17 protein-coding genes and 1 pseudogene are annotated in these 22,610 nt (G+C 52.1%); all 18 read right to left on the bottom strand.

From position 1 onward, the window contains the following. Positions 1 to 81: 81 nt before the first annotated feature. Positions 82 to 1,011, bottom strand: coding sequence for a phosphatidate cytidylyltransferase (locus D6C13_RS08315; protein WP_120132315.1), 930 nt, complete (start codon positions 1,009 to 1,011; stop codon positions 82 to 84). Further along, positions 1,004 to 1,606 carry a CDP-alcohol phosphatidyltransferase family protein gene (locus D6C13_RS08310; RefSeq protein WP_120132314.1) on the bottom strand — a complete coding sequence of 201 codons (603 nt, stop codon included), beginning with the start codon at positions 1,604 to 1,606 and terminating at the stop codon, positions 1,004 to 1,006. The genes D6C13_RS08315 and D6C13_RS08310 overlap by 8 nt, the downstream gene beginning before the upstream one ends. Positions 1,607 to 1,736: 130 nt before the next feature. Then, positions 1,737 to 2,207, bottom strand: a complete 471-nt coding sequence (locus D6C13_RS08305; RefSeq protein ID WP_120132313.1) for a hypothetical protein — start codon at positions 2,205 to 2,207, stop codon at positions 1,737 to 1,739. Between the two features lie 64 nt (positions 2,208 to 2,271). Beyond that, on the bottom strand, positions 2,272 to 3,657 hold the full coding sequence (locus tag D6C13_RS08300) for a VasL domain-containing protein (RefSeq protein ID WP_120132312.1): 1,386 nt from the start codon (positions 3,655 to 3,657) through the stop codon (positions 2,272 to 2,274). 11 nt (positions 3,658 to 3,668) lie between these two features. Beyond that, complete coding sequence (gene tssE, locus D6C13_RS08295; RefSeq protein WP_120132311.1) at positions 3,669 to 4,097, bottom strand: type VI secretion system baseplate subunit TssE; 429 nt, start codon at positions 4,095 to 4,097, stop codon at positions 3,669 to 3,671. Position 4,098: 1 nt separating this feature from the next. Beyond that, positions 4,099 to 4,635, bottom strand: coding sequence for a type VI secretion system lipoprotein TssJ (gene tssJ, locus D6C13_RS08290; RefSeq protein WP_279630059.1), 537 nt, complete (start codon positions 4,633 to 4,635; stop codon positions 4,099 to 4,101). Continuing rightward, positions 4,616 to 5,713: a type VI secretion system baseplate subunit TssG gene (tssG, locus tag D6C13_RS08285; protein ID WP_120132310.1), complete on the bottom strand. Its 1,098-nt coding sequence runs from the start codon at positions 5,711 to 5,713 to the stop codon at positions 4,616 to 4,618. The genes tssJ and tssG overlap by 20 nt, the downstream gene beginning before the upstream one ends. Next, positions 5,677 to 7,440 carry a type VI secretion system baseplate subunit TssF gene (tssF, locus tag D6C13_RS08280; protein ID WP_120132309.1) on the bottom strand — a complete coding sequence of 588 codons (1,764 nt, stop codon included), beginning with the start codon at positions 7,438 to 7,440 and terminating at the stop codon, positions 5,677 to 5,679. Before tssF ends, tssG begins: the two co-directional genes overlap by 37 nt. A 224-nt stretch (positions 7,441 to 7,664) precedes the next feature. Further along, positions 7,665 to 8,174, bottom strand: coding sequence for a DUF6392 family protein (locus D6C13_RS08275; RefSeq protein ID WP_167458000.1), 510 nt, complete (start codon positions 8,172 to 8,174; stop codon positions 7,665 to 7,667). Continuing rightward, on the bottom strand, positions 8,171 to 8,680 hold the full coding sequence (locus D6C13_RS08270) for a DUF6392 family protein (RefSeq protein ID WP_120132307.1): 510 nt from the start codon (positions 8,678 to 8,680) through the stop codon (positions 8,171 to 8,173). Before D6C13_RS08270 ends, D6C13_RS08275 begins: the two co-directional genes overlap by 4 nt. 40 nt (positions 8,681 to 8,720) lie before the next feature. After that, positions 8,721 to 9,098 (bottom strand): annotated as a pseudogene (locus tag D6C13_RS08265) (hypothetical protein); the annotation flags it as partial. A gap of 63 nt (positions 9,099 to 9,161) precedes the next feature. Further along, positions 9,162 to 10,490 carry an SEL1-like repeat protein gene (locus tag D6C13_RS08260; RefSeq protein ID WP_244212654.1) on the bottom strand — a complete coding sequence of 443 codons (1,329 nt, stop codon included), beginning with the start codon at positions 10,488 to 10,490 and terminating at the stop codon, positions 9,162 to 9,164. A 55-nt stretch (positions 10,491 to 10,545) separates the two neighbouring features. Then, complete coding sequence (locus tag D6C13_RS08255; protein ID WP_120132305.1) at positions 10,546 to 11,829, bottom strand: SEL1-like repeat protein; 1,284 nt, start codon at positions 11,827 to 11,829, stop codon at positions 10,546 to 10,548. Next, positions 11,829 to 13,703, bottom strand: coding sequence for a phospholipase D-like domain-containing protein (locus D6C13_RS08250; RefSeq protein WP_120132304.1), 1,875 nt, complete (start codon positions 13,701 to 13,703; stop codon positions 11,829 to 11,831). Before D6C13_RS08250 ends, D6C13_RS08255 begins: the two co-directional genes overlap by 1 nt. After that, on the bottom strand, positions 13,703 to 16,420 hold the full coding sequence (locus D6C13_RS08245; protein ID WP_120132303.1) for a type VI secretion system Vgr family protein: 2,718 nt from the start codon (positions 16,418 to 16,420) through the stop codon (positions 13,703 to 13,705). The genes D6C13_RS08250 and D6C13_RS08245 overlap by 1 nt, the downstream gene beginning before the upstream one ends. Before the next feature lie 22 nt (positions 16,421 to 16,442). Further along, positions 16,443 to 18,047 (bottom strand): type VI secretion system protein TssA, encoded by a 1,605-nt coding sequence (tssA, locus tag D6C13_RS08240; RefSeq protein WP_120132302.1) that lies wholly within the window; start codon positions 18,045 to 18,047, stop codon positions 16,443 to 16,445. Continuing rightward, complete coding sequence (locus tag D6C13_RS08235; RefSeq protein WP_120132301.1) at positions 18,047 to 21,460, bottom strand: ImcF-related family protein; 3,414 nt, start codon at positions 21,458 to 21,460, stop codon at positions 18,047 to 18,049. Before D6C13_RS08235 ends, tssA begins: the two co-directional genes overlap by 1 nt. Continuing rightward, positions 21,444 to 22,607, bottom strand: a complete 1,164-nt coding sequence (locus D6C13_RS08230; protein WP_120132300.1) for a type VI secretion protein — start codon at positions 22,605 to 22,607, stop codon at positions 21,444 to 21,446. Before D6C13_RS08230 ends, D6C13_RS08235 begins: the two co-directional genes overlap by 17 nt. Between the last annotated feature and the right edge of the window lie 3 nt (positions 22,608 to 22,610).

The following is a 22,610-nucleotide window of genomic DNA, read 5'->3' as shown; positions in this document are numbered from 1 at the left end:
CTTGTTGTTTTATTCTGCATATTGAAAAGCCTGTGAATAAAGTGTCACAGCCCCGGGATGCGTTTTTTTTAATACGAGCACCTAGCCATAGAAATAGTTAAAGAAGTAGAAAAATAACGGTGCGGTATAAATCAAAGAATCCAGCCGGTCCATAATGCCACCGTGACCGGGTAACAGATTTCCGCAATCCTTTACGCCGACGTCGCGTTTGATGGCAGACATCACCACATCCCCGCAAAATCCGCCAAAACCGATGATGACTCCGGCAGCGAGAGAATGCAGACCGTTCATTGGCGTTAAAAGCGGACCCAATATTCCCCCCAGCAGCGTGGTGGTCAGCACGCCGCCCAATAATCCCGCAAGGGTCTTATTGGGGCTGACTCCGGGTGTCACCTTAATGTTGCCGAATCCCTTACCCCATAAGTATTGGGCGATATCGTTTATTTCTGTGGCGGCCACTAAAAAAGTCACCAGCAAGGCACCGGCTTTGCCATTGTTGCCCGGTAACATCATCAGATACGCGACATGGCTCAGGGCGAATACCGTAGTCATCATTGCCCACAGCATCACGCTGGTGGAATGAATAAACCCTCTGGTGTTCCCGGCAATGACCGCCCGCACGGGGAGAAAAAGAAATACGCAGACCGGAATGAAAATAAGGAACATGCCATACCACGACATGCCTGCCCAAAGGTATTGCAAGGGGATGGCAGCGTACAGCCAGAAATGGGGGATATCGTCCGAACGCCTTGTTGCGGTGAGGGTCAGATATTCTTTTAGTGCCAAAAAGCTGACGAAAGCAAAGAAGCTCAGGGCCAGCCATTTAGGGGAAAGCATCGCCAGAGAAAAAACAAAAATGATCACCCACCAGCTGGTGATACGCCGCCTTAACTCCAGCCAGTTACTTTGCGGAGCACATTTTATCAGGATGAATAAAATGAGTGTTGCAAGCAGCAACGCCCCAAAAATCCCCGAGAGACAATAGTACAAGGTCAGCGATGCATCAGACATTCTTCGCAACCATGGCACCGCGACAGCGGTTAATACATGTCCAGACCAGTAATGGCGCTGCGATAATAAACACAATGTTGATGATAAACAGATACTGAGGCCATAGCGCGATGCCCAGCCCCGTTGTGCCAAACAACAAAGCGCGGTCACTCTTGCCCAAAGGACCGCCATTGCCCCTTTGACCCGTCAGCGTCTGGGATACTACTGCGCAAAATTCGGTGAGACAGGAAAGAAAAAGCACCAGTATCACCCACCACAACGAGACGTCTGGCAGGAAGGCAAAAGGCAGATACAGCGAGACATCAGAAAGGATATCTCCGACTTCATTGAGAATGGCACCCGTGCGGGTCTGCTGATTAAATTCCCTGGCAAGCATGCCGTCCAGCGCGTTCAGGGCCATGCGGACGGTTAAAAATACCCCCAACGACAAGAAGAGGAGAGGGCAGGGGAAAGCACTTAACAGAACTCCCGCAATAACGGACATGGCTAATGCCGTAAGCGTCACCTGGTTAGGTGTCACCCCCCGCTGGTGGAGTTTCAATACAAGCGGCCGTAACAGATTTTGAAATTGGGGTTTTATGTCGTAGAGCGTCACTGTGTGGCTCCTGCCGTTAGTGATGGATATTCTTTTCCTGCTGGATGGACAGCGCGGGTTCAACATCGTTCCCCGAATCTTGCTGCTATTTCAAAAGATAACATTCATCAAAAAAATGACGCCCTAGGCGTCATGGCAATAAACGTTCTACCAGTTCAAAAAAGGCGTCCTCACCGAACATCCCGCCCGGTCCGGTGAAGGCATTAGCAGGACGCCAGGTCCATTGTCTGTTTTCGCCAGACTGCATAAATAACCGGCACAAAACAGTCACGCCTCCTTGCGTGCAAAGACTGGCTTCCACGCAGCCTGTGACGCCTTGCCCGTACAAAAAGACCGGCGTGAATTTCACTTTTCGGTCGTCATATTTAAGCTGAATACCCGGCACGCTGAACGATTTCCCTCCAATCAGAAACTCAACCAGTGAGACGGTCGTGCTTTCAACTTCTATACCGGTGTCCGTCAGCCACTCCTCCATGTTTTCCTGAAGTTCACTCATCCGTTGCCGGAACTGCGCGATATCTGCCTGACCTTTGTTATCAAATGAGCCGCTGCGGGGCTGACTGTCTTGCAGCTTTTTTAGAAACCGTTCCTTTGCTGACATACGTCCTCTGTAATGTGAGGGGGCAATATGACCCGTTTTGCTATGCTGCCCCCAATGCTGTTCTTCAGTTATCACCCTGACTACTTTCATCAGATGAAGCAGGTAAGGCACTGATAAGCAATGCGTAGCGGTTCAGTAACTGCGTGAACTGATTATCCACCTGCATCGCCCTTTGCGGGGAGACATCCTTGTTTTGCTGTTTATCCAGCGCCAGTTTACGCAGCGATTCTTCCACCGGAGGAGAACTGTTCAGCGCCTGCTGGATAGCAAACACGGAAGATTTCAGCTGCGAGACGGTCATGTATTTACCGCGCTGCTCATCCAGTCCGTTTAATTTATCCGCCAGTTGCTGCAACTGGGTACTGGCGCGATCCCAGCCGTCGAGGCTTTCCAGCGGAGCCGCGCTGGCATTCAGCTGTTGCGTCCAGCTTTTTGCCAGTTGCTGAGTCGCCGGATTATCCGGCCACAGGGTTTGCGCCTGTTTTACCAGTTGCGTTCCGGTGTCCTGCGCCCAGTGCGGGGAGAGTTTTGCCAACTGGTCAGTCTGTTTTTGCATTGCTGAGATAAGTGCAGGGGCTTCACGTTTGAGCATATCCGCTTGCTCAGATTTCAGTGTTTCCAGCGATTGCGTACTAAGAGGTTTCGGAAGAACTGGCAGCGCGGCGGTCAGTTGCATGGCCGCTTGGGGACGGTTGAACGCATTGATTCCTGCCTGAAGACCAAATCCCGCCAGCGCGGTGATCGCCACGCCCGCAATAAAACCCTTCCACTGGACTGCGCGTTTTACCGGCAGCGGCGGGACGACTACAACCTGAGGCTCCGCGGGTTCGGCCTGTGCGACATACACCCATTGTTCACGAGACGCGTTTTCCCCCTGAGTTTCTGTCTGAACCGCCATGGTGGGTAGCACGACGGCAGCACGGGTGGGGGCGTGCATATTCTCCAGCCGGACGGAGGCGCCGTGCATAAACGTGCCTAAAACGTCAAACTGGCTGGCGTGTTTCAGTTCCAGCCGTTGCAGCACAGTACACAAGGAAGTGATCAGCTTTTCAGCCCGATAAATCGCCGGTAAATCGCGATATTCCAGCGTCATGGTGCGCAACGATTGCTGGAGCCGCTGACTCAGCCCGGTCAGAATCTCCATTCGCGCATGAACCGGCAGCGGCCACAGTCCGGGCCACTGCCGGGAGATTAACGCTTCGATGATCGCCAGACCTTCATTGAGCCCCGCCAGTCCGACGAGCTGAGTTCTGGCCAGCGTATACCACGACGCGGTTTGCAGCTCGATGCCGTTTTGCTGAAACAGATTCAGGCACAGCTGTTCCACCTTTTTCCAATCCACGTCCGGACGCGCCGGATGCGTCAATTTACTCAGCTCTTCGCGCAAACCGGCGTAGTCAGCCAGCGCACGCGGATCACCACCGGTGCGCAACTGGCGTTCAATAGACATAATCGTTTTCCTTAACTGACGTAATTCTGTTGTTTCATATGACGCATCAGCACGCGGCCTTCCGGCATAAACTCAGTTCCGAAGCGCACCAGCCCGAGGTCTTTCAGCTCGGCGTCGATGGCGTATTCGAGATGCCCCGGTGTGGACTGGGGCAGCAATATCACATTGATTTTTCTCAGACGGGGTTCGTATTTCAGTAACGTGCCGGAAAGCGTGGTCAGCAGCGAATGCGCGGTACCGGGCATCCCTTGCAAGATTTTACTCATATCCGGCAGACCGTAATCGGGCAGATGCGTGAGGGTGCCCGCGCGACAGTTGAGAATGCGCTGCATGTTATCGAGCACGGAGAGGATCACCTGGTTCTCTTCACTGACATTATGCAGGTCGAGGCCGCCGGCAAAATTGCCGAGCAGCATTTCGTAGAGTGAGGGTTGCGGCATGTCACTTATCCTTCAACGGCAGCAAACTCATTCCCTGATTATTCAGCTCAATCTGGCGTGCTTTATCAGGATCCAGATCGTCGCGGCTCAGCACGATCCGCCAGGTATTGTTGGTAATATCCGGTGACAGGAACATTCCGGCGACCGCAACATACTGTGCTTTTTCATTCATCGGCACGTCGATTGTCACTGCCGCCCCCGGACGGATCCGGATATCTTTTTGCTCCAGCAGATCGGCTTTTATCGCCTGACTGTCTTGTGCAAACAACGACGGATAATCAGTATCGTCAAACACTTTGCGATCTTTTAACTGATAGACACGCACCACAGTGGAGAGCGGGGCGCCGGTGGCATTATTGTTGATGGCGTCACGGGCCGTGATATCGAGATGCAGAGTTTTTACTTGCTTGTAAAAAATGGATTTAGTCATGGCGACGGTGCCGTCGCTGACTGTTTGGGTCAGCCCGCATCCGCTCAGTGTGGATACCATTGCCAGCATCAGTAATGTAAAACGGGTTTTACCAGCGGTAGTCGCCATATTCATCAGTTTCCCTTCTGTGAAGATTTTCCTGAACGCGCTGATAGCGGCCCAGATTTATTGTGATCATTTCAGTTTTATTGTGGGCTGCAGGAGCAGGCTTTACTCTGCGCATCACCGCGGTTCTGCCCAGCAGCACACCGGATTTTCCCGGCTGGCAGGAAAGTCGCGCATCGGGCAACAGTGCGCGTGACACCGACAGTTGCAAACGGACATGCAGTCGTGACCCGAGATACACCTGCAACAACGCCAGCAAATCGGTATACAACTGCCCGTCGGGTAACCATTCCCGGGCTTCGTCCGGATTTTCAGTGGTCAGTTTCAACAGAACCTGACAGTTCACATCGACGGTCTGTCGCCCCATCACCGGGCTGCTGTTCATGCTGACCGGTGCGGTGGCACTCATCGTCAGTTGCTTGCGCAATGGAATATTGCAGCGGTCATGCGCCAGTATCTGCGCCTGTGTATCCGGTGCCAGCAGCTGAACCAGAGCGATAATGCCCTCGCTGGTGCGTGTCGGCAGCCGCATCATGCTGGTCAGTGCCAGAAAGCGGGAAACCGGCGTGGCAATATCCTGAGTACATCCCTCTATGCCCAGCCCGCAAAGGCTCAGCAGATATTTCGAGGTTTTGTCCGTTCCGCCGGGAGTAAACGTGGCGGGATAAGAGTACTTACGCCAGATGCGGTAATACTGGGTGGTCAGCCGGTGGTTGAAGATGTCCAGAAAATCGCTGACCGCCTCGTAACCATCGCGCCGCTGGGTAATGTCATCGATATAAGCCGTAGGAAGTGGTGATTCCACGCCATACAGCCCGATAAACGTCGTGCGGATGGTCGGCGGAAGATGCGGATGTTCCGGCATTTCCACCCGTTTAAACTCGCTGGCCGGAAATCCCATCCCCGGATGAGGACGAAAACGCACCGGATCGTGTCTGACCTGCCACTGGCTGCCCAGCGCAGGAGCCTCTGGCTGGCTCTGCTCCAGTAACTGACAAAACCGATAAAACTGGGTGTACGGCAGTTTATCGTGCAGTTGTGCGATCAGCCGGGCAGGCGCTGATTGTGATTCTCTTTCCATCGGATACATTTCCCGGCAGGCTGAACGATAAGGGTTAACTGATTGAATAAATGGATATCAGCGTAAAGCGCAAAGAAGCGGTTGAGCATTTCCCCGAACAGGTGAATATCACCTTCGCCGGTAAAACCATTACCATCCAGCGTGACTTCAATATCAATGCCGCGCAGCAAAAAGCCTTTCTCAAAACGCTGGATCTGATGATGTTGCACCCGCTGAATGGCATCCAGACGACGATTGTTCAGCTCATCGCTTTGCCAGTTATAAAGCTCAAGCGTACCGCGTAACACGTCTGCGTTACTCATCAGATTGAGATAGCTGGAACCAAGATGACTGAGCACGCGCCACTGGAAGTGATCTTCCGCCGGAGGATAGGACGGCAGCGTCGGTTTGCTGAGATTTCGGACTTTCAGCGGCGTCTGTAAGACGGCTTCACAGCGGTCAAGCAGGGTACTTTGTAACGCTTTGCGCGGCAGCTGCCCGTTGGTACCGGTGATTTTCAGAGAAACAGTTTCGCGCGTAAATTCTCTGTCCATTTCCCACTGCTGTCCGCCGAGGATCAGCCAGGTATCATGCAGCCCGGCCACACCACGTTTCACGCGGGTGTGGAAATAACGTTCCGGCGCATGGCGTCGCTGCATTCCCCCGCGGTGACGGAAACTGGTGAAAGGCACGTAGGTTGCATCTGATGTGCGCTGCGAACCGGTGACTGAATCCACCGAATAAATCTCGGTGTGCCCGTCCTGCAAGCGACGGGGACGCAGCAGATATTCATTCTCCAGGCCATTGACCATCAGCGGATCGGCTTCCAGTGTGAAAAGGTTGATCACCGGCACACAGTGCAGTGCCATGGCTTCATCGGTGACAGGCAGGTCGCTTTGCCACTGGCTGTCAAAAACCACTTCGAGATCAAAGTACGCGATGCCTGCGGGTAGGGTCACCGACTCAAGCCCGTTAAGATGCACGAACATGAATTTTTCGCGGAAGGTGAAATACTCCAGCAGTAACTGATAACCGCTGAACGCACTTTCGCCTTTAGGCCACAGCAGATCTTCATCCGCAAATCCGCCCGGCGAGAACCAGCCATCCAGTTTGATGCGGTCAGCCATATTGGGCAGACGGATATACAGCGCCGCCTGACGTCGGGTAAGGGTCAGATGCAGCGCGTTGCTGACCGATGCTTCGCCAGCCAGATAAAAACACAGGCGACGTAAATCAACCTGCGACCAGTCAGTCTGCGTGCTGCATGACAGACGCAGACGCAATACGGAACGCCCGTCCGGCTCCGTCGCCATCACCACTTTCGAAACAGCCAGCGGATTAAGCGTCATGTCGCGCGTGGTGCGGTACTGGCACACAGTATTTTTAGGGCCGACAGGGCGGGAATAGATTTCCATTCCTGCGGGCACGGTTTCTGCCATTTTCATCGACGGCACGTCCGGACTCAGCGACACAATGGAAAGAGACGGAATGGTGCGCAGATAATGCGGCCACAACATGCTCACCAGCCCTTCGGTAAATTCCGGCAGGTCGTCGTCAATTTTCTCGCGCAGCCGTCCCATAGAGAAAGCAAAACCCTCAAAAAGACGTTCAACATAAGGGTCAGGCGTACCGGGTTTATCGAGATCAAGCATCGCGGCGCGATCGGGGTGAGTTTGTGCAAACTCTTTTGCCGCATCACGCAAATAGCGCAGCTCGGCATCGTAATAACGCAGGGTTTGGTCTTTCATTAAAATATAAATCCTTGAGGAATTTATTTGTTATATCTGAAAATGGGTTATTTTTTTATCGTCACTTAAATAGGTTGTTTTACTGAGGTGATGAATTGCCATCACTTTATTTATTTTCAAACTCATCATCCCTGTTATTAATCCTTGGGTTTACTGCTCTGAATCGCTGATTACTGCGTGAGATTACGCTTCACTTCTCTTTACTAGTATTTCAATATCAATATTCATTTGTCAGACAATCGTTTCTTTTCTAATGCTGTCTGAATTTCTTTGGCTCTCTTTATCGGGAGGAAAGTTATATCCGATACAAATAAAAATTTATTATAAGTAAATGAGGAAACTATATATTGATTAGGGGTCGGTAACGAATAAAACTCTTTTACTCCCCTATAAATAGTTATAACAGTTTTCGCATCAACATAAATCATTGGCAAACCAAAGCGCCCTCGCACCCATTGCTGTGTAATCACTGGTTCCAGACCAAATGGCATTGGATGGGGGAAATGCCAGTCGGTTTTTCCTTCATCCTCCAATGTTATCGTCACTTCAGTAAGATTTTTTACAGCGTTATTAATAAAGGCTAAATATATGCCTTCACGTTTCATATCTAATCTAGCAACATCATCATCGATAGCCCCATATGGTTTTGTTTTATAGGGGATTAAGCCATTTTCATAAATTTCCTGATAGGGACTGCCTAATTTCTTTACCAGCGCTTCAACATTAATATTCACTTTCCAGACAACCGTTTTTTCTCTAATGCTTCCTGAATCTCTTTTGCCCGCTCTATAGGGTAGAAGGTTACACGTTTAACAAAAAGATCTTTATTAAATGTAAGTGCTGCTGCAATATATTGATCAGGTGCTGGCAAGGTGTAAATTTCCTTCACTCCCATATAGATATTCATAGCTATCTTTGCATCAACATAAATCATCGGGGCTCCAAAATGTTTCCGCACCCATTGCTGGGACATTACTGGTTCCAGACCAAACGGCATCTGATTAGGAAATAACCAGTCAGTTTTAGTTTTGTCTTCTAATCTTAGAGTTACTTCTTTAAGTATTTTTTCTAGATTATTAATAAAGACTAAAAGCATACCTTCTCGTTTCATATCTAACCCAGCCTCATTCTCGTCAACTGGACCATAAGGTTTTGTTTTATATGGAATTAAGCCTTTATTATAAATTTCCATATAAGGTTTATTCAATTGTTTGATTAGCTTTTCAGCATCAATATTCATTTAATATAATCCCACTTGTCGATCTAGTTCATGTAACATCTGCTGAGAGAGAAAACTGCCCACGGATCGAACCATTCTGCAAGTTAATATTGGCTTTAAAATGACCATTTTCAGCAGCGATGCGATATAAACGTTCAGTTTCGGCATCTACAGTTTTCTCTTGTTTCAGCAGATTATTTTTTTGCAACCAGCGGGCGTATTTAAACAATACGTCGGTATCGGCAGAGGATTCCGGGATGGTTTCATGTTTGCAGGTAAAGGCCAAATTAGCATTGATGTCGGAACGCTGATTCAGAGCAGGTTCTTTACTCACGGTGGTCTGAATGCTGCTCTGATCGCAGGCGGCCAGCAGCAGGCAGGAGAGCAATGCCCAGCGGCGAAACTTCGGATTTGCATTTCCTTTAATACATCGAACCATGATGTTCATCCCTGTTATTAATCCTTGGGTTTACTGCTCTGAATCGCTGATTACTGCGTGAGATTACGCTTCACCCACAAAGCGCCAGTCAACGTGCTGGTCCTGATGGAACAGTTTGTCGCTGAGCGGCCAGGGGCGTGAGCGACAAATCTCTACCCGGTCGGTGGGCATAATGTCGCCCTCTCTGAACGCGATGATGGCGTTCTGGCTGATGCCTTCATGCGGCAACCATGCAATCTGCCAGTAACCGCTTTTCGGGCAAGCTTCACCGGTTTTACACAGCAGATTCACTGAGGCACTTTTATCAAAATCCGGTGAAGTCGGCAGCGGCCTGCCGGTTTCCGGATTGAGCTGTTTGTCTTTCGCCAGCTTTTCTATCAGGGCTTCGCTGGGTTTGGTCGGCGGAATGTTTGCTTCACGCTCCTCCAGCCATTTCAACTTACCATCCCAGGCGGGCAGCGGGGCTGGTGGGAGAGGGACGATATCGTTGATTTCAGGGACCGTGGGGTGGGCATAAGAATAGTCCGACAGTATTTTCAAGATTGCTTTATAGCGTCGAGCACGTTCAGGGTCTTTTTGCTGTCCCAAGTAATACAGAGTATTCGTAGGTTCAGGCCCAGCAAAACCATTAAATAAAAAGCTTGCAGCATTTTCATCGCCAGCGGCTACACCCAATTGAAACACTTCTATAGCCTGCTTAAATAGTTCTTCACTTTGTAATGTCACTCCAAGATAGCGAGCAGCCATCCCCTCTCCTTGTTCAGCAGCGCAATAACGCATCTGTTGGGAAATGTCCGGTGCCATGTTACCTGGAGCTAGTTTTTCTCCTACATAAGCTTGAGCTTGTGGGTTACCCTCATCGGCCGCTTTGCGATAGTAACGAAGCGCCAACTCAGCGTCCTGCTTTAATCCGGCCACACCGTTTTGCAGATAGATAGCGGTGAAGTAGTAACCAGTGGCAACATTAGCCTTAATCAACTGGTGGCTGAAGCGAAGATGTTCGGCCGCTGTGAGGGAAAATTGTCCGCGTAACGAGCCATTTTGCAGGTTAATAGTGGCTTTGTAGTGGCCGTTTTCGGCAGCAATACGGTAAAGGCGTTCTGTTTCGGTATCCACTGCCGGATCTTGTTTAAGCTGATTATTTTTTTGTAACCAGCGGGCGTATTTAAATAGCACATCAGTATCGGCAGAACCTGCAGGAATGGTTTCATGTTTGCAGGTAAAGGCCAAATTGGCATTGATGTCGGAAAGCGGATTCAGAGCAGGTTCTTCACTCACGGTGGTCTGAATGCTGCTCTGATCGCAGGCGGCCAGCAACAGGCAAGAGAGCAACGCCCAGCGGCGAAACTTCGGATTTGCATTTCCTTTAATACATCGAACCATGATGTTCATCCCTGTAATTCATCCGTGGTTTTTACTGCTCTGAACCGCTGATTACTGCGTGAGATTACGCTTTACCTACAAAGCGCCAGTCAACGTGCTGGTCCTGATGGAACAGTTTGTCGCTGAGCGGCCAGGGGCGTGAGCGGCAAAACTCAACCCGGTCGGTGGGCATAATATCGCCCTCTCTGAACGCGATAATGGCGTTCTGGCTGAGTCCTTCACGCGGCAGCCAGGCAATCTGCCAGTAACCGCTTTTCGGACAAGGTTCACCGGTTTTACACAGCAGATTTACTGAGGCACTTTTATCAAAATCCGGTGAAGTCGGCAGGGGTCTGCCTGTTTCCGGGTTCAGGTGTTTGTCTTTCGCCAGCTTCTCTATCAGGGCTTCGCTGGGTTTGGTCGGCGGAATATTCGCTTTTCGATCTTCCACCCATTTTATCTTGCCATCCCAGGCAGGAAGAGGGGTCGGTGGAAGAGGGACGATGTCGTTGATTTCAGGGACGGTGGGGTGGGCGTAGGAATAGCGGCTCAGTATATCGCTTATTATTTCATAACGGCTGGCGCGCTCTGAGTCTTTTTGCTGGCCTAAATAGTAAAGCTTGTCTTTAGAATCAGGTCCACTGAACCCATGTTGTAACGAGTAAGCAGATATATCATCGCCTGCTGCAACGCCTAGCTGGAAAACATTAATGGCTTCATTATAATTGCCACGGTTTTTCAAGTTAATCCCTAAGGCTTTTGCTGCCTCACCCTCACCTTGCTCCGCAGCACAGCGGAACATCTGGCGGGAAATATCTGGTGCCACATCTATTGGAGCCAATTTATCGCCGAGATACGCCTGAGCTTGGGGGTTACCTTCATCTGCTGCTTTTCGGTAATAACGCAATGCCATCTCGGTATCCTGCCGCAATCCCGCAGCCCCGTTATCCAGATAAATGGCGATAAAGTAGTAGCCTGTTGCCACTTTCGCGTCAATGAGCTTCTGGCTCATATGTAGCTGTTCTTTGTTACTGAGATCAAACTGGCCGCGCATTGCACCGTTTTGTAGGTTTATATTGGCTTTATAGTGGCCGTTCTCGGCAGCAATGCGGTACAGCCGTTCAGTTTGCGCTTCTACAGCTTTATCTTCTTTAAGTTGGTTATTTACCTGCAACCAGCGGGCGTATTTAAATAAGACATCGGTATCGGCAGAAGCCTCTGGGATAGCTTCATGTTTGCAGGTGAAAACCAGACGAGTATTAATTGTGGAAAGCGAATTCATGGGAACATCCTGTCTTGTCGAAGTTGAAACCCCACTTTGGTCACACGCTGCCAGTAGCAGACAAAATGGCAATAATAGTTTTTGCATTAATCCTGATCCGTTAGAATATTTTTATCATAAAGAAACTTAATCAATGGAGCAGAAGGTTTCTGTCTATTTTTCTGAAGATCATTATTATCAGCAAGAAGAAGCTCCCAAGCTTTAAACGCAGCTGCTGGATCATCCTGCACACCTCTTCCACTCGTATGCATATTCCATAATCTGCGCCGCAAATTTTTAGTCACTTTGGCCCAGTCATGGGCAATATTCATTTCACTATCCGTTTCCATACTGCGGGTGTTGATATTAGCTGAGCCATGAGTGGTGAAAACATCATTAATAATCATTAGTTTGGAGTGAATATAAACTGGCATCCACGCATCTGCAGGAGAATCCTTTGCGACCAGTGAACAGATATGCACTTTCAGGCCGTCAATGGGTTTCATGAAGTCACTAGCTACTGTATTTTTCATCACCTCAATTTCCTTTTTGAGTTCAGCGCGCTTCCTGAGATCTTCCGCGATGCCTTTTTCTGATAAATCCGGATAGAGCGACGTTTCATTCATTTTTTCTTCATATTCATCTATCCGGCGCAGTCTGGTGAGCTCCGGAATGGTATCCCCGCGTCCAAGGCTTTCCAGCATTCGTTGCGTATTTCCGGTGCCAGGGCCAATCCCTTCTTTCGTGACGTTAGACACTACGAACAAATAAAGGTAACCATCATCTTCGGGAATTCGTCCGGCTTTCTTTTGGATTGTTATATTGCTTTTAATCGCTTCAGCCAGAGGGGGCCAGCGGAAATACTGGTTTTCAATATAGATAGACTGCGTCGCGTTATTCACCGTTTTCAGATAAAGCTTTTCAATATCCGTTTTCCCTTCCTGCTTCTGAGTCCGCAGTAGTTGCGCCATTAAAGGTGTACCCTGATCTGCGCGAGGTTTGAGCTGTGTGCCTATATATTTGGCATTGCGTAATTTCAGGAGGTCTTGCCCGGTTTCCTTTAGCCATGCCTTAGCAAAGTTTTCGTGCAATTGTTCCAGAATTGGCCCTGTCACCCGGCTGGACATATCTTGTCGTGGCAACTTTCCACGCGGCCCTAAGTTGGGTGCCGGTGCGTTGTCCCCCCGAATCAGTGCCGAATGCTTATCGGTGTCCCAGTATTCATCGAGCATGTTATGTCCCATCACAAAGCCGACGGCGGATTCTGGTAATTCGTAATCGACAATAACAGTCTTCTGATGGTGAGTAGGAGCAACAGTCATAAAGAATGCTGCGGTCAAAGATAGACCGCTATCCGCGCTGTTCCAACCAGCTTGATAAGCAATTTCGGCACGGTCTGTCAGGTTGAATCCACGACCAACGTATAAGGGCTTAATCATTTTAAGGCGCTCTTTACGCGCCATGACGTCTAATACGCTACCCACCGGATCTATTTTTGAACTTAATGTTTCAAGATCATCAGCGTATGAATGCTCGGTATACCACTGGCGGTCATAGAAATATTGCTCATCTGTCGCGGTTTGCCCAATTTTGTCGCCATACCTGATACTGCCTTTACCTGGCTGATTGGACTCTCCACCTAATCCTCCGGCAGTATTAAACGGTGACTCCCAACCCAGAACGCGAACCTCTATCTTCTTCTCTTTTGCAATTTTAATCAGTAATTCACCAATACAAGGTTCTTTGCCGTTTCGAATAAAATACATCGATGGCTGGAATCCCCAGCAGATAATATCGACGGTCTTCTGTGCATTGGCGATGGCTTCATGCACTGCCCTGAAAGTTTCTTCGCCATTGACCAGGGGCGCATAACTCGCAAGAGTAGGAGGGTATTCGGTGTTCTGAACAAACCAGGGTGGAATGATGGTGCACTGATTGGTATCAACAGTTGCTACGGGAGAAACAATATCCTTTTGACTCATCAGTTCTCTTCCTTATCACTGGCGCCATCCAGGAGTTCTTTATAAAGAATGCGGTGCTCAGTGTGTGAGGCTGGCGGGTTAATATCAGCGTCTGGCTGGGAGGTATGGTTATGAAAACCCCGGTTCGCCAGTTCGCCTTGTTCCTGATTGCGATAAGCACTCACTACCGGGATCTGATAGTTAATGCCATTCGCCATTTCCAGCCGGTAACTTTGGGTTTCCGGCTTGTGTTCGATATCGACTTTTCCGCTTTTATCCAGTACGCCTTTTTTCACTTCTGCGCCATCGGCATACAGCGAGTAAGGCATGCCTGCCCAACTGGTGTCCAGAGCATTAGGTGCCTGAGGAACATTCAGATGCAGCGTTTGCGGCGGCGCGGTAAAGGCTCCGGCCTCTGACAGCCGAGGCATCACTTTATTCAAACTCGCCGGTCCCATCTTTTGCCAGTTGGCTGACTTAAACAGGATGTTTTGCGGATCGGCGATTTCAATATTGCCTTCGCTGAGTTTGATGTAACCGCCACCGCAGGTCAGGATCAGCTCTTTGGCGGCGGTGATAGTGACGCTGCTTTCCGTGCTGGTCACGGTGATGTCGTTTTTGGCCAGCGCCGATAATTCGTCGCCCTGCGCCTGTATCTCGACTTTCCCTTTCCCGGCGAAGAGCTTCATGCCGGATTTCTGGGCAAACAGGCTGACGCTTTCACCCGCTGCGGCGGTGAAGGACTTGCCGCTGCTGATGTCGGTATTGCTGCCAGACATCACGCCGACGCTCTGGCTGCCGGAGGCAACTCGCACCGCTTTCGGGCTGACGATACCGATGCCCTGCGGCGCAGACATCAGAATGCCCGCGGCTTTCAGTTTTTCCAGTGAAGCATTGAGCGCTTTCTGGCTTTCTGTATCGCCCGGCGTGGCTTTGGCTATTTCCGCGACCTTCGCCAGACTGCGTGCCAGCGTCAGCGCCTGTTCAAGCTGCGCAATGGCATCGTCCATCTCCAGTTGTTTACCACTGGCTGCCGGTTGCTCATCGGCGCTGATGAAAATACCTTTCCCTGCACGAACTGCGCCCCATTCATCGGTGCGCAGTTCAAAACCTTCACCGCGTAACGCACGGCTGGCATCTACGTTATGCCCGAGGTTGAGCTGCGTCTTGCTGCCGTATTCCGTGCTGAGTTTGATATGTTCTTCGGCGCGTTTATCTTCCATCCGCAGCTTATTGTTGGCCGGCGTGCGGATGACGTTACGGGTGTTGTTTTGCTCCGTGACGTGATCCGTGTGGCGCGAATCATGCAGCGCGTGCGCAATATACGGCCTGTCCGGATCCCCGTCATGGAAGGCTATTGCGACTTCCGTGCCCTGTATCAGCGGGAAGTGGATACCATATTCATCGCCGCCATAAGGTTTGGCGAAGCGCACCGGCATACTTTCCTGTCCCTGCGCTTTGTCATCCTGGTCGGCATCAAATCTGACCCGGTACAGTCCCGACACATCCTGCCAGGCGTAGATATCATTGGCCTTGGCGCTGGTGACGCGCGCCATCAGGGTGCCGCTGACCACGGGACGCGGCAGCAGAGCAGGGCGCCAGCACAGGGTTTCACTGTAAGGTACCGCCATCAGCCTGACTTTCAGGGCATCTTTGCGGCTGCCGCTGAAGTGGGTGTAGATCAATACGACAGGAGATGTCAGCAATTCCGGCAGCGTTGAGGGGATCGCACTGTCGGCAATCGTCAGCACCTGCGCGGGTTGCAGCGTGGCATCGGTACTAAAAAAGGAAAGGATCGTTTGCTGCGACAAAAAGCGTTCATGGTCGAGGCGCGCCATAAAGTTGGCGGTTTCAGCGGCCGTATCGGTTTTGCTGCCCGTTTCCGGATGGCGCGGTTTATAGTGATACACCTCGCCGTAAGTGATGCCTTCGCCTGCTCCGCGCGTCATGTCTGCTCTGGCAGACTGTAAAACCTGCTGCGCCTGCCGATGGTTGTAATCTTTGCTGGTGACGCCTGCCGGAACCACGCTGTGCTGGATGTACACTCCCCAGACGGAATCCGCACCGCTGTCGCTCATCCCGGACGGGCTGTTCAGCGGCAGGGTTTTACCGAACTGATAAGAGCTTTGTTTATCAGCAAAGTGGATGACTTCGGTCTGCGCATCGGGTTGCAGGGAGAAGAAATAAAAGATCCCCAGTTCTGAAAGCAGACGTTCAATAAAGGCCAGATCGTTTTCCTGATACTGGTTGATCTGCTCGCGTTTCGGGTAGGTCTGTTTCAACAGAAATTCATATTCCCAGCCTTTAAGGCCGTGTTCGGAAAGCACCTGTTCAATCACGTCAGGGACGGATTTGTTAACAAAGAAGCGGTGGGTACGAAACTGCTTTGCGAGCAGTGCCAGAAAGGGCTCAAGCGTAATCTGATATTGCACCTGGTCAGCAGAGCCTGAGATGCGGCGAAAATCCGTGATCACGCCGTGCACGACTTTTTGTTCTGACAGGATTGCCAGCGGGCCGGTGCTCATGGTGAACGTCGCCGGCTGGCGGAGAAATTCTCCGGAATCGATATCTTTAGCCGTGCTGGTAAACGTCACGGTGTAGCGGTAAAGCTGGCTCATGGCCTCGCTGCCGGTGAAGCTTTCCACATCCAGTTCTGTCTGGCAGGACGGCACGCTCAGGCGGTAACGGTTCAGGGTCGTTTTCGACAGCGACAGCAAGTCTTGTGCAATATCCAACATGCGGGTATCTCCTTAAATTGCGTTAGCCACACAGCACTGCAGCACGTGCCGGGTCGAGGGCGATGAGTCCGGCCAGCAGATGTTCCATTTCCCCGTACAGACGGGATTTATCGCTGTCTGCGCGGCTGGCTTTCATACGCAGCAGTTTCAGGCGTCGGGCTTTCACTTCAAACAACAGTTCGGGTTCCCACTGTGTGAGGGTGAGCGTCGAGCCGTTGCCATCCAGTTCACCGAGCAGATGCAGCGCCATGTCATTTTTGCCGTATTGCTCGGCAACGCGCGCCATCAGCAGGCGCAGCAACCATTGATGGCGAGGTGTGCGGGTACCGGGGCGGTTCTGCAACCAGTTCAGCGCCGCTTCCACGCCGCCGCTGTCGGCCTGCGCCAGCGCTTCCGGTTCCAGTTGCAGGATATCGTCATCACCCGCCGTCGTTGCTGATGCGGAAGGTTCGTTGCCCCAGCTGCCGGAAGACGTCATCACCTGCTGGTTAATCCAGTTCAGCGTGACCTCATCGGCGAACGGCGTTCCATCGCTGAAGGCCAGACCTTCGAGGCCCGGCAGGCGAGTCAGTAAACCGCTCAGATCCTGCTTGATGATGTCTGCCCAGCTCTCAAAAGGTGCGCCCGCTTTGACCAGCGCCTGATGGGTATACCATTGCAGATCCAGCCACAGATGATTGACGCCCTGAGCAAACAGGCTGTCGGTTTGCTCCAGCAGCTCCAGCCAGCTTTGTTGCAGGTAAAGACGTTTGAGCAGGGCGCGGTGTTCCGGTTTTGGTGGCGACAAACGGGTACGCCCGTCGGCAGCCAGCGGGGGGAGCTCATGCAGGGTATCCAGCCGGATGCTTTTCATCAGATGATGACCCGAAAGCCAGCCTGATGGCTGATCACGCAGGTATTTCGCCAGCAGTTTTGCCTGATCCAGCAGGTCACGCCCTGAAATCACCGGCTTAAGCGTCGGGGAATCTGCCGACGAATTTGACGTCTGGCCGGTTGACGCCGCACTGCTGTTTTGTGGGATAACCGCATCGAAACCACCGGACTGCGCAAGCCTGTTTTCCAGCGCGGAATAAAGTGCCCCAAACTGCGGGCGGGAAGAGGATTCCCACGAATTTAATCCCTGTTCAATCAGCGACAGCGCGCCGACGATGCGGGAAAAATCCGTCTTATCCACTTCCGGGAACAGCGACAGGCTGTCGAGCACGCGCGAACCTGCCAGCCACTCCAGCGAGGCTTTACGGCTGGTAGAACGCAGCGGATGCAGGGTTTCGCCAAAACGGGAAATCAGTCCGGCCAGCAGGGAAAGGCCATCGGCCAGTCCGGCTTCACCGTCGCGATGCAGTCGCGCCCAGATGTAATAGGTAGCAACGCGGACGTCCTTGCAGTGCGCAATGAGCAGGTTTTCGGCCAGTTCGCAGGTCAGGGACGTATCCGCGCCCGACAGTTTGTTAACCTCTTCGCGCATTTGCTGGAAGTTATCGTCATACCCTGGATCTTCCCCGGCAGGCATTTGTGGCGTGACCGGCTGAAGCCAGTTATCCCAAAGCGAGGCTTGCTGTTGTGCCTGTTCTAACAAAGACGCAGTCCCGCAAGAACACGCGTTTTGCAGTGTCAATAATGTGGCCATTACGGCTCCTCAGCGATAGCGTCGGGGTCAAAGGGTTTATCTGCAGGAGCAGCCGGTACAGCCTGAACCTGGAAAATCTGTGCGGGTAGGGTGAAGTCTCGCAATCTCAGTAACGCCAGCGGACCTTCACCAGCCTCGGTGCGCAGGGTGTAATGGAGTAGCCGGCCGTCCGGCGCTTTCCAGGTGATATTAAAACTGCTGCTTATGCCCTGATAAGGCGTCACAGTAGCTTTATCGAGCAACCGGATCAGCCCCCATGCGCCCGGCAAATCAGCAAATTGACGCGTGCCGGCCTGTGTGCTTATCCAGCTCAGGCTGGCACCCGGTGCTTCGGTATCATTCGGCCAGGTGAAGCGCTTCCACGATGGTAGCTGGTTGTAGTAGCTGAGCTTCTGGTTGTCGATCACCAGATCCGTTTGCATGACATCTTTGGCCGTGCCCGGACGCAGCTCAAAATGCATACCCGCCTCGCCGTTGGTGAATACCACATCGGAAAGGTAACTCAGGGTATCCATGGCTTTTAGGAATGCAGGGCTGAACGTCAGCCCCTGTGCATTAATGCTGTCCGGCACCCAGTGACTGCCTTCTTTATGCAGTACGCCGTTGAGGCGGGTTTGCAGGAAGCGGGCGATGCGGCCGCTGTCACTGTTGAGATAGCGGGCCATCAGCGGAAGTGAGACTTCGCTGCCGGTATTTTTTAACGGATAACGCCCGCCGAATGCACTGTTCCAGTCATCGACAATTGCCGTCTGCCATTGAGCGTTAAGGCTCTCAGCTGCGGGTGCCAGTACCTGTTGCCACGCCTGTTCCATCGGTTGAACAAATATCGTCTGCCCGAATCCGCTCCATTCCTGACCCAGACTTGCCGCCACCAGACTGCCGTAATCACGGGTTTCAGTAAGATCCACGGCTTTGCCCTGAAATACCGTTTGCGCCAGCGTCTGCGTCATGGCCTGCGGGTCGGCGGCATTGACGACCTGCTGGAGTTTCAGGCGTACCTGCGTGACGCGGGTCAGGAAGGTTTGCAGACTGAGATTGGTATTACTTTGGCCACCTGCTTTGTTATCCATTAACGCCAGAACCGGACCGAAAGTGGCATCCAGCGGCCCCTGCGCGCCAGCCTGCTGATCGATGGCGGGTTGTTCATCACGGTTTAAGAGATTTTTAGCCGATTTTACCAGTGAGTCAGACAGTGCTTCTCCGCTCTGACCGGTTTTGCCTTGTATGCTCAGGGTGTTCATCAGCGCCACCAGCGGCGACTGACGCACGTCAGCCATCAGGGTCAGCTGATCAATAGCGTCTGATAATGTTTGCGCCTGTTGCCAGTGCAGACTGTTCAGGAAATCCAGCCAGCTTGAGGAGAAATCTGCGAAGTAACGTTCTTTCAGGCGCGCCTGCAGTGCTTCCGGCGAGTCTTGCTCTAACACGGCGGTTTTGTTGTCACTCAGCACCCAATCCATTTCTTCACGTCGGCCATTGACCACTTTCTCAATGGCCGGTTTGACAGCTTCTTCCCAGGCTTTGCGGGTAAACATGCCCGGTACGACGGCATCCGTAGTAAATATCCTTTCTGCATCGGTATCGCCCGCCATATCGGACAGGGTCATATCCGCATACTGGTTAGCGACCTGTCGCAGCATTTTCTGGTACAGCGAGGATTCACTGTTGCGTGCACCCATCAGACGGACCAGCAAAGTCCGAACCTGGCTGACCAGATTTTCATCAGCAGAAAGTTTCCATTCAGGATGACGGGGAAGGTTACCGGCGTAAAAATCCAGCAGGGCAGGACCTTCACCTTGCCAGACACCATCCGGTACTTGCTGGCGCTGCGGCCAGTCAGCCAGCAGCGTTTTACTGAACCAGGCTGCGTCCATTTTCTCCGGACGTGACAGCATCAGATAAAGTTTTAACTGATCATAAGCAGACTTCACCAGCGCGTCCCTGCGCGGATCTGCCGGAGGAAGCCCTGCGAAGGTGTTCAGCCTGTTTGTCAGGTGCAAAGCGGCAGCGTCACGCAACAGAGGGATGGCGCTGGCGGCATAATGTGGCCAAAGGGCACTGAGTAACGGGTCATTCTGATTCAGCCCGAACCGGCTGTACCACGGCGTTTGCTGCTGACGATACTGCAGCTTATCGAGTGTTTGCTGCAAATCGCGCTGGGCTTTGAGTCGTACAGGAAGCGTTTGCTTCTCATCAGCAGCCTGTTTAACCTGCGATTCGCTGGTGTTAATCATCTGGCGGTTAACCAGGAAGGACATGACCATTCCCGCACCCCATAACACCATTAAACCCGCAGCAATCATGCTGAAGGTTTTACCCCAGGCGAACCCGAGTTTTTTCGCCGTCAGTCCTGCGGGTAAGGACGGCAGTGACCCCAGCAAAATATCCCAGCGGTTATCTTTGCCCCAGTGGTGCTTCACACTGCGTTTTGCATCCACCGATGCCGGGCTGAATATGATGCCCGCCAGAGGAGCAGGGCGGTAAGGATTCAGTAATGCCGCAATGGGTTCAGCAATAAAGCCCGGCGCCTGTGCCAGCTGCTCAGCAAGCTGCAACAGAAACTGATTGCGTGTGCTGGCGCTGATCTGCTGCGTGCCTTGTTCGATTAACGTTGGCACCAGTGCGGTTAATTGTGATTTCAGTTCATCGGGTTTGCACGCGGCAGGCAGCAGGCAGCCAACGGGTTGTGTGATACGCGCTTTATCATCGCCCGCGGTATGCAGTGACCACACATAGAGCGGCAGCCGCCATCCCAGCAGATCAAACCGAACTGAAAATGCCTTCGCTGCACTGTCCATCATGTCGGCAGTGAGAGGTGTCTGAGTCTGCAACTGACCGTTCACGGTATGTTGCGCCAGCGCAGATGTCACCCAAATTACGCCATCCAGCGGGCGGCGGCGAAGATTGCGCAATGCGTTAAGCCATGCGCTGTCTGCCTGCGCGCCCAAATCGCCTCCCCACAACAACACGGTCCCCGCGTCTTCCTGCCAGTATTGGGAAGTGAGGCCGGGCGTCAGTTGCTCAACATCAGCAGCGCTGCCGGTGAGCAGCAGAATGCGCACTTTGCGTGGCCAGAAGCGACCGTAGGTCTGGCGCAGGGCTTCGCGGAGTTCGGCAATCGTGACGTGGCGCGGTGGCGTTTGTTCCAGACGTGGTTCACTTCCCGGCAGAATGTTCTGCTGCTTTTCTTCTTTGCGGTGCATGACCTGGCGTACCAGACGCAACAGCGCGGGGCCAAAGCGCAGCGCTATTCCCAGCACGCAGACCAGAAGGAATACCATGACTTTTTTAGCGGTCGTGTCGAGGCCTATCATTTCACCGTGTTGCCAGATAGCCCATCCGATGAGGCTGAGCACCGCCAGTAGCAGAACCGTCAGGCCCCCGATGCGCCAGAGCCTACTTAATACGCTCATCCCCACTCCCTGATGTGATGGTGTAAACAAAATTTTCTGCTCCTGTTGTGGAAAGCGCTAACCATGATTGTTGTCCGATGTGAACAAAATCAGCCCCCAGTGCGAGGGTAAACCACGGCGAGAAAGGCCCCTGAATGCCGCAATATGTTTCGATTGTCAGAATGTTTTCTGCCTGCCACCGGGTGCCCAGCGCATTGCCTGTGCTGATAAGCGTGGCAGAGGATTCCGTCCATTTCTGGTGATCGCCAAGGACGCTAATGGTCTGGCAAGCCTGAGTTTGTGTCGTAAGGAGTAACGTCAGTTCTTCGCTGAGATCACTGACATCAAGTGGCATAGGACGCAGCACCCTGACGGGGTGGTGCAAAGTATGCTTTTTCGCGACATCATCAGTGGTGAACAGCAACGCAGCCAGGCCGTCCGAATAACGGGTATCCCCGTTCATTTGCATCACCAAAATCAGCTGGACCGTAGATTCAGGCTGGCCGAGCCTTTCATCAAGAAACTGGAAAGGCAGTCGGTCGGTGATGTTCAGCGATGAGGGTCGCAGGTTTGCAGGCGCATGCACCTGCCAGCACTCATCAAACAGGGCGTATAATTTTTGCCTGCCAGATTCAGGTTCATCGGTTAATACCGTGACCTGAAGTGCTAATTCCGCTGGTAGATTTTGCAAGGCACCCTGAATGCCCTGCAGCAATGCATTCATCACCGCCTGATTGCCTTTCAGATGATCAATCCGACGTACCAGCCCCTGCTGCTGAGTGAGTCCTCTCAAGCTTTGTTGTAACAAGGCTGCAGAAATACTGTCCGGCAGCATGACGCAACTCGCAGAAATTGCGATGTAACGTTCTGCCCAGGCTGTCCATTGTTGCTGGGCGTGTTCAGCTTCGCGCTGGAAGAACTGGAAACGCTCCATTTTGCGGCCATAAAGATAACCACAGGTGCTGAAAATCAGGATCCAGAGCACAACGGGTAACAGAGCAAATAACCAGATATTGATGACTTTCAGGACACTCAGCGTCCCTGACGCATGTAACACGAATAACAACACACCGGCAATCACTGCCAGCACACCGCTGATTAACCAGCCACCGGAAGAGGGCGGCGAAGGTTGTTCAGTGGTAAAGGGTTTTTGACGTTCCCAGCCCATGAT

The sequence above is a fragment of the Rahnella woolbedingensis genome (genome assembly GCF_003602095.1).
In the GTDB taxonomy this organism is placed as follows: Bacteria; Pseudomonadota; Gammaproteobacteria; order Enterobacterales; family Enterobacteriaceae; genus Rahnella; species Rahnella woolbedingensis.
This window is presented reverse-complemented; position numbering and strand designations above follow the sequence as displayed.

What these genes read in the sequence shown, in the direction of transcription:
- D6C13_RS08315 (WP_120132315.1), bottom strand. Translation starts at nt 1,011, where the DNA reads ATGTCTGATGCATCGCTGACCTTGTACTATTGTCTCTCGGGGATTTTT.
- D6C13_RS08305 (WP_120132313.1), bottom strand. Translation starts at nt 2,207, where the DNA reads ATGTCAGCAAAGGAACGGTTTCTAAAAAAGCTGCAAGACAGTCAGCCC.
- D6C13_RS08300 (WP_120132312.1), bottom strand. Translation starts at nt 3,657, where the DNA reads ATGTCTATTGAACGCCAGTTGCGCACCGGTGGTGATCCGCGTGCGCTG.
- tssE (WP_120132311.1), bottom strand. Translation starts at nt 4,097, where the DNA reads ATGCCGCAACCCTCACTCTACGAAATGCTGCTCGGCAATTTTGCCGGC.
- tssJ (WP_279630059.1), bottom strand. Translation starts at nt 4,635, where the DNA reads ATGGCGACTACCGCTGGTAAAACCCGTTTTACATTACTGATGCTGGCA.
- tssG (WP_120132310.1), bottom strand. Translation starts at nt 5,713, where the DNA reads ATGGAAAGAGAATCACAATCAGCGCCTGCCCGGCTGATCGCACAACTG.
- tssF (WP_120132309.1), bottom strand. Translation starts at nt 7,440, where the DNA reads ATGAAAGACCAAACCCTGCGTTATTACGATGCCGAGCTGCGCTATTTG.
- D6C13_RS08270 (WP_120132307.1), bottom strand. Translation starts at nt 8,680, where the DNA reads ATGAATATTGATGCTGAAAAGCTAATCAAACAATTGAATAAACCTTAT.
- D6C13_RS08260 (WP_244212654.1), bottom strand. Translation starts at nt 10,490, where the DNA reads ATGAACATCATGGTTCGATGTATTAAAGGAAATGCAAATCCGAAGTTT.
- D6C13_RS08255 (WP_120132305.1), bottom strand. Translation starts at nt 11,829, where the DNA reads ATGCAAAAACTATTATTGCCATTTTGTCTGCTACTGGCAGCGTGTGAC.
- D6C13_RS08250 (WP_120132304.1), bottom strand. Translation starts at nt 13,703, where the DNA reads ATGAGTCAAAAGGATATTGTTTCTCCCGTAGCAACTGTTGATACCAAT.
- D6C13_RS08245 (WP_120132303.1), bottom strand. Translation starts at nt 16,420, where the DNA reads ATGTTGGATATTGCACAAGACTTGCTGTCGCTGTCGAAAACGACCCTG.
- tssA (WP_120132302.1), bottom strand. Translation starts at nt 18,047, where the DNA reads ATGGCCACATTATTGACACTGCAAAACGCGTGTTCTTGCGGGACTGCG.
- D6C13_RS08235 (WP_120132301.1), bottom strand. Translation starts at nt 21,460, where the DNA reads ATGAGCGTATTAAGTAGGCTCTGGCGCATCGGGGGCCTGACGGTTCTG.
- D6C13_RS08230 (WP_120132300.1), bottom strand. Translation starts at nt 22,607, where the DNA reads ATGGGCTGGGAACGTCAAAAACCCTTTACCACTGAACAACCTTCGCCG.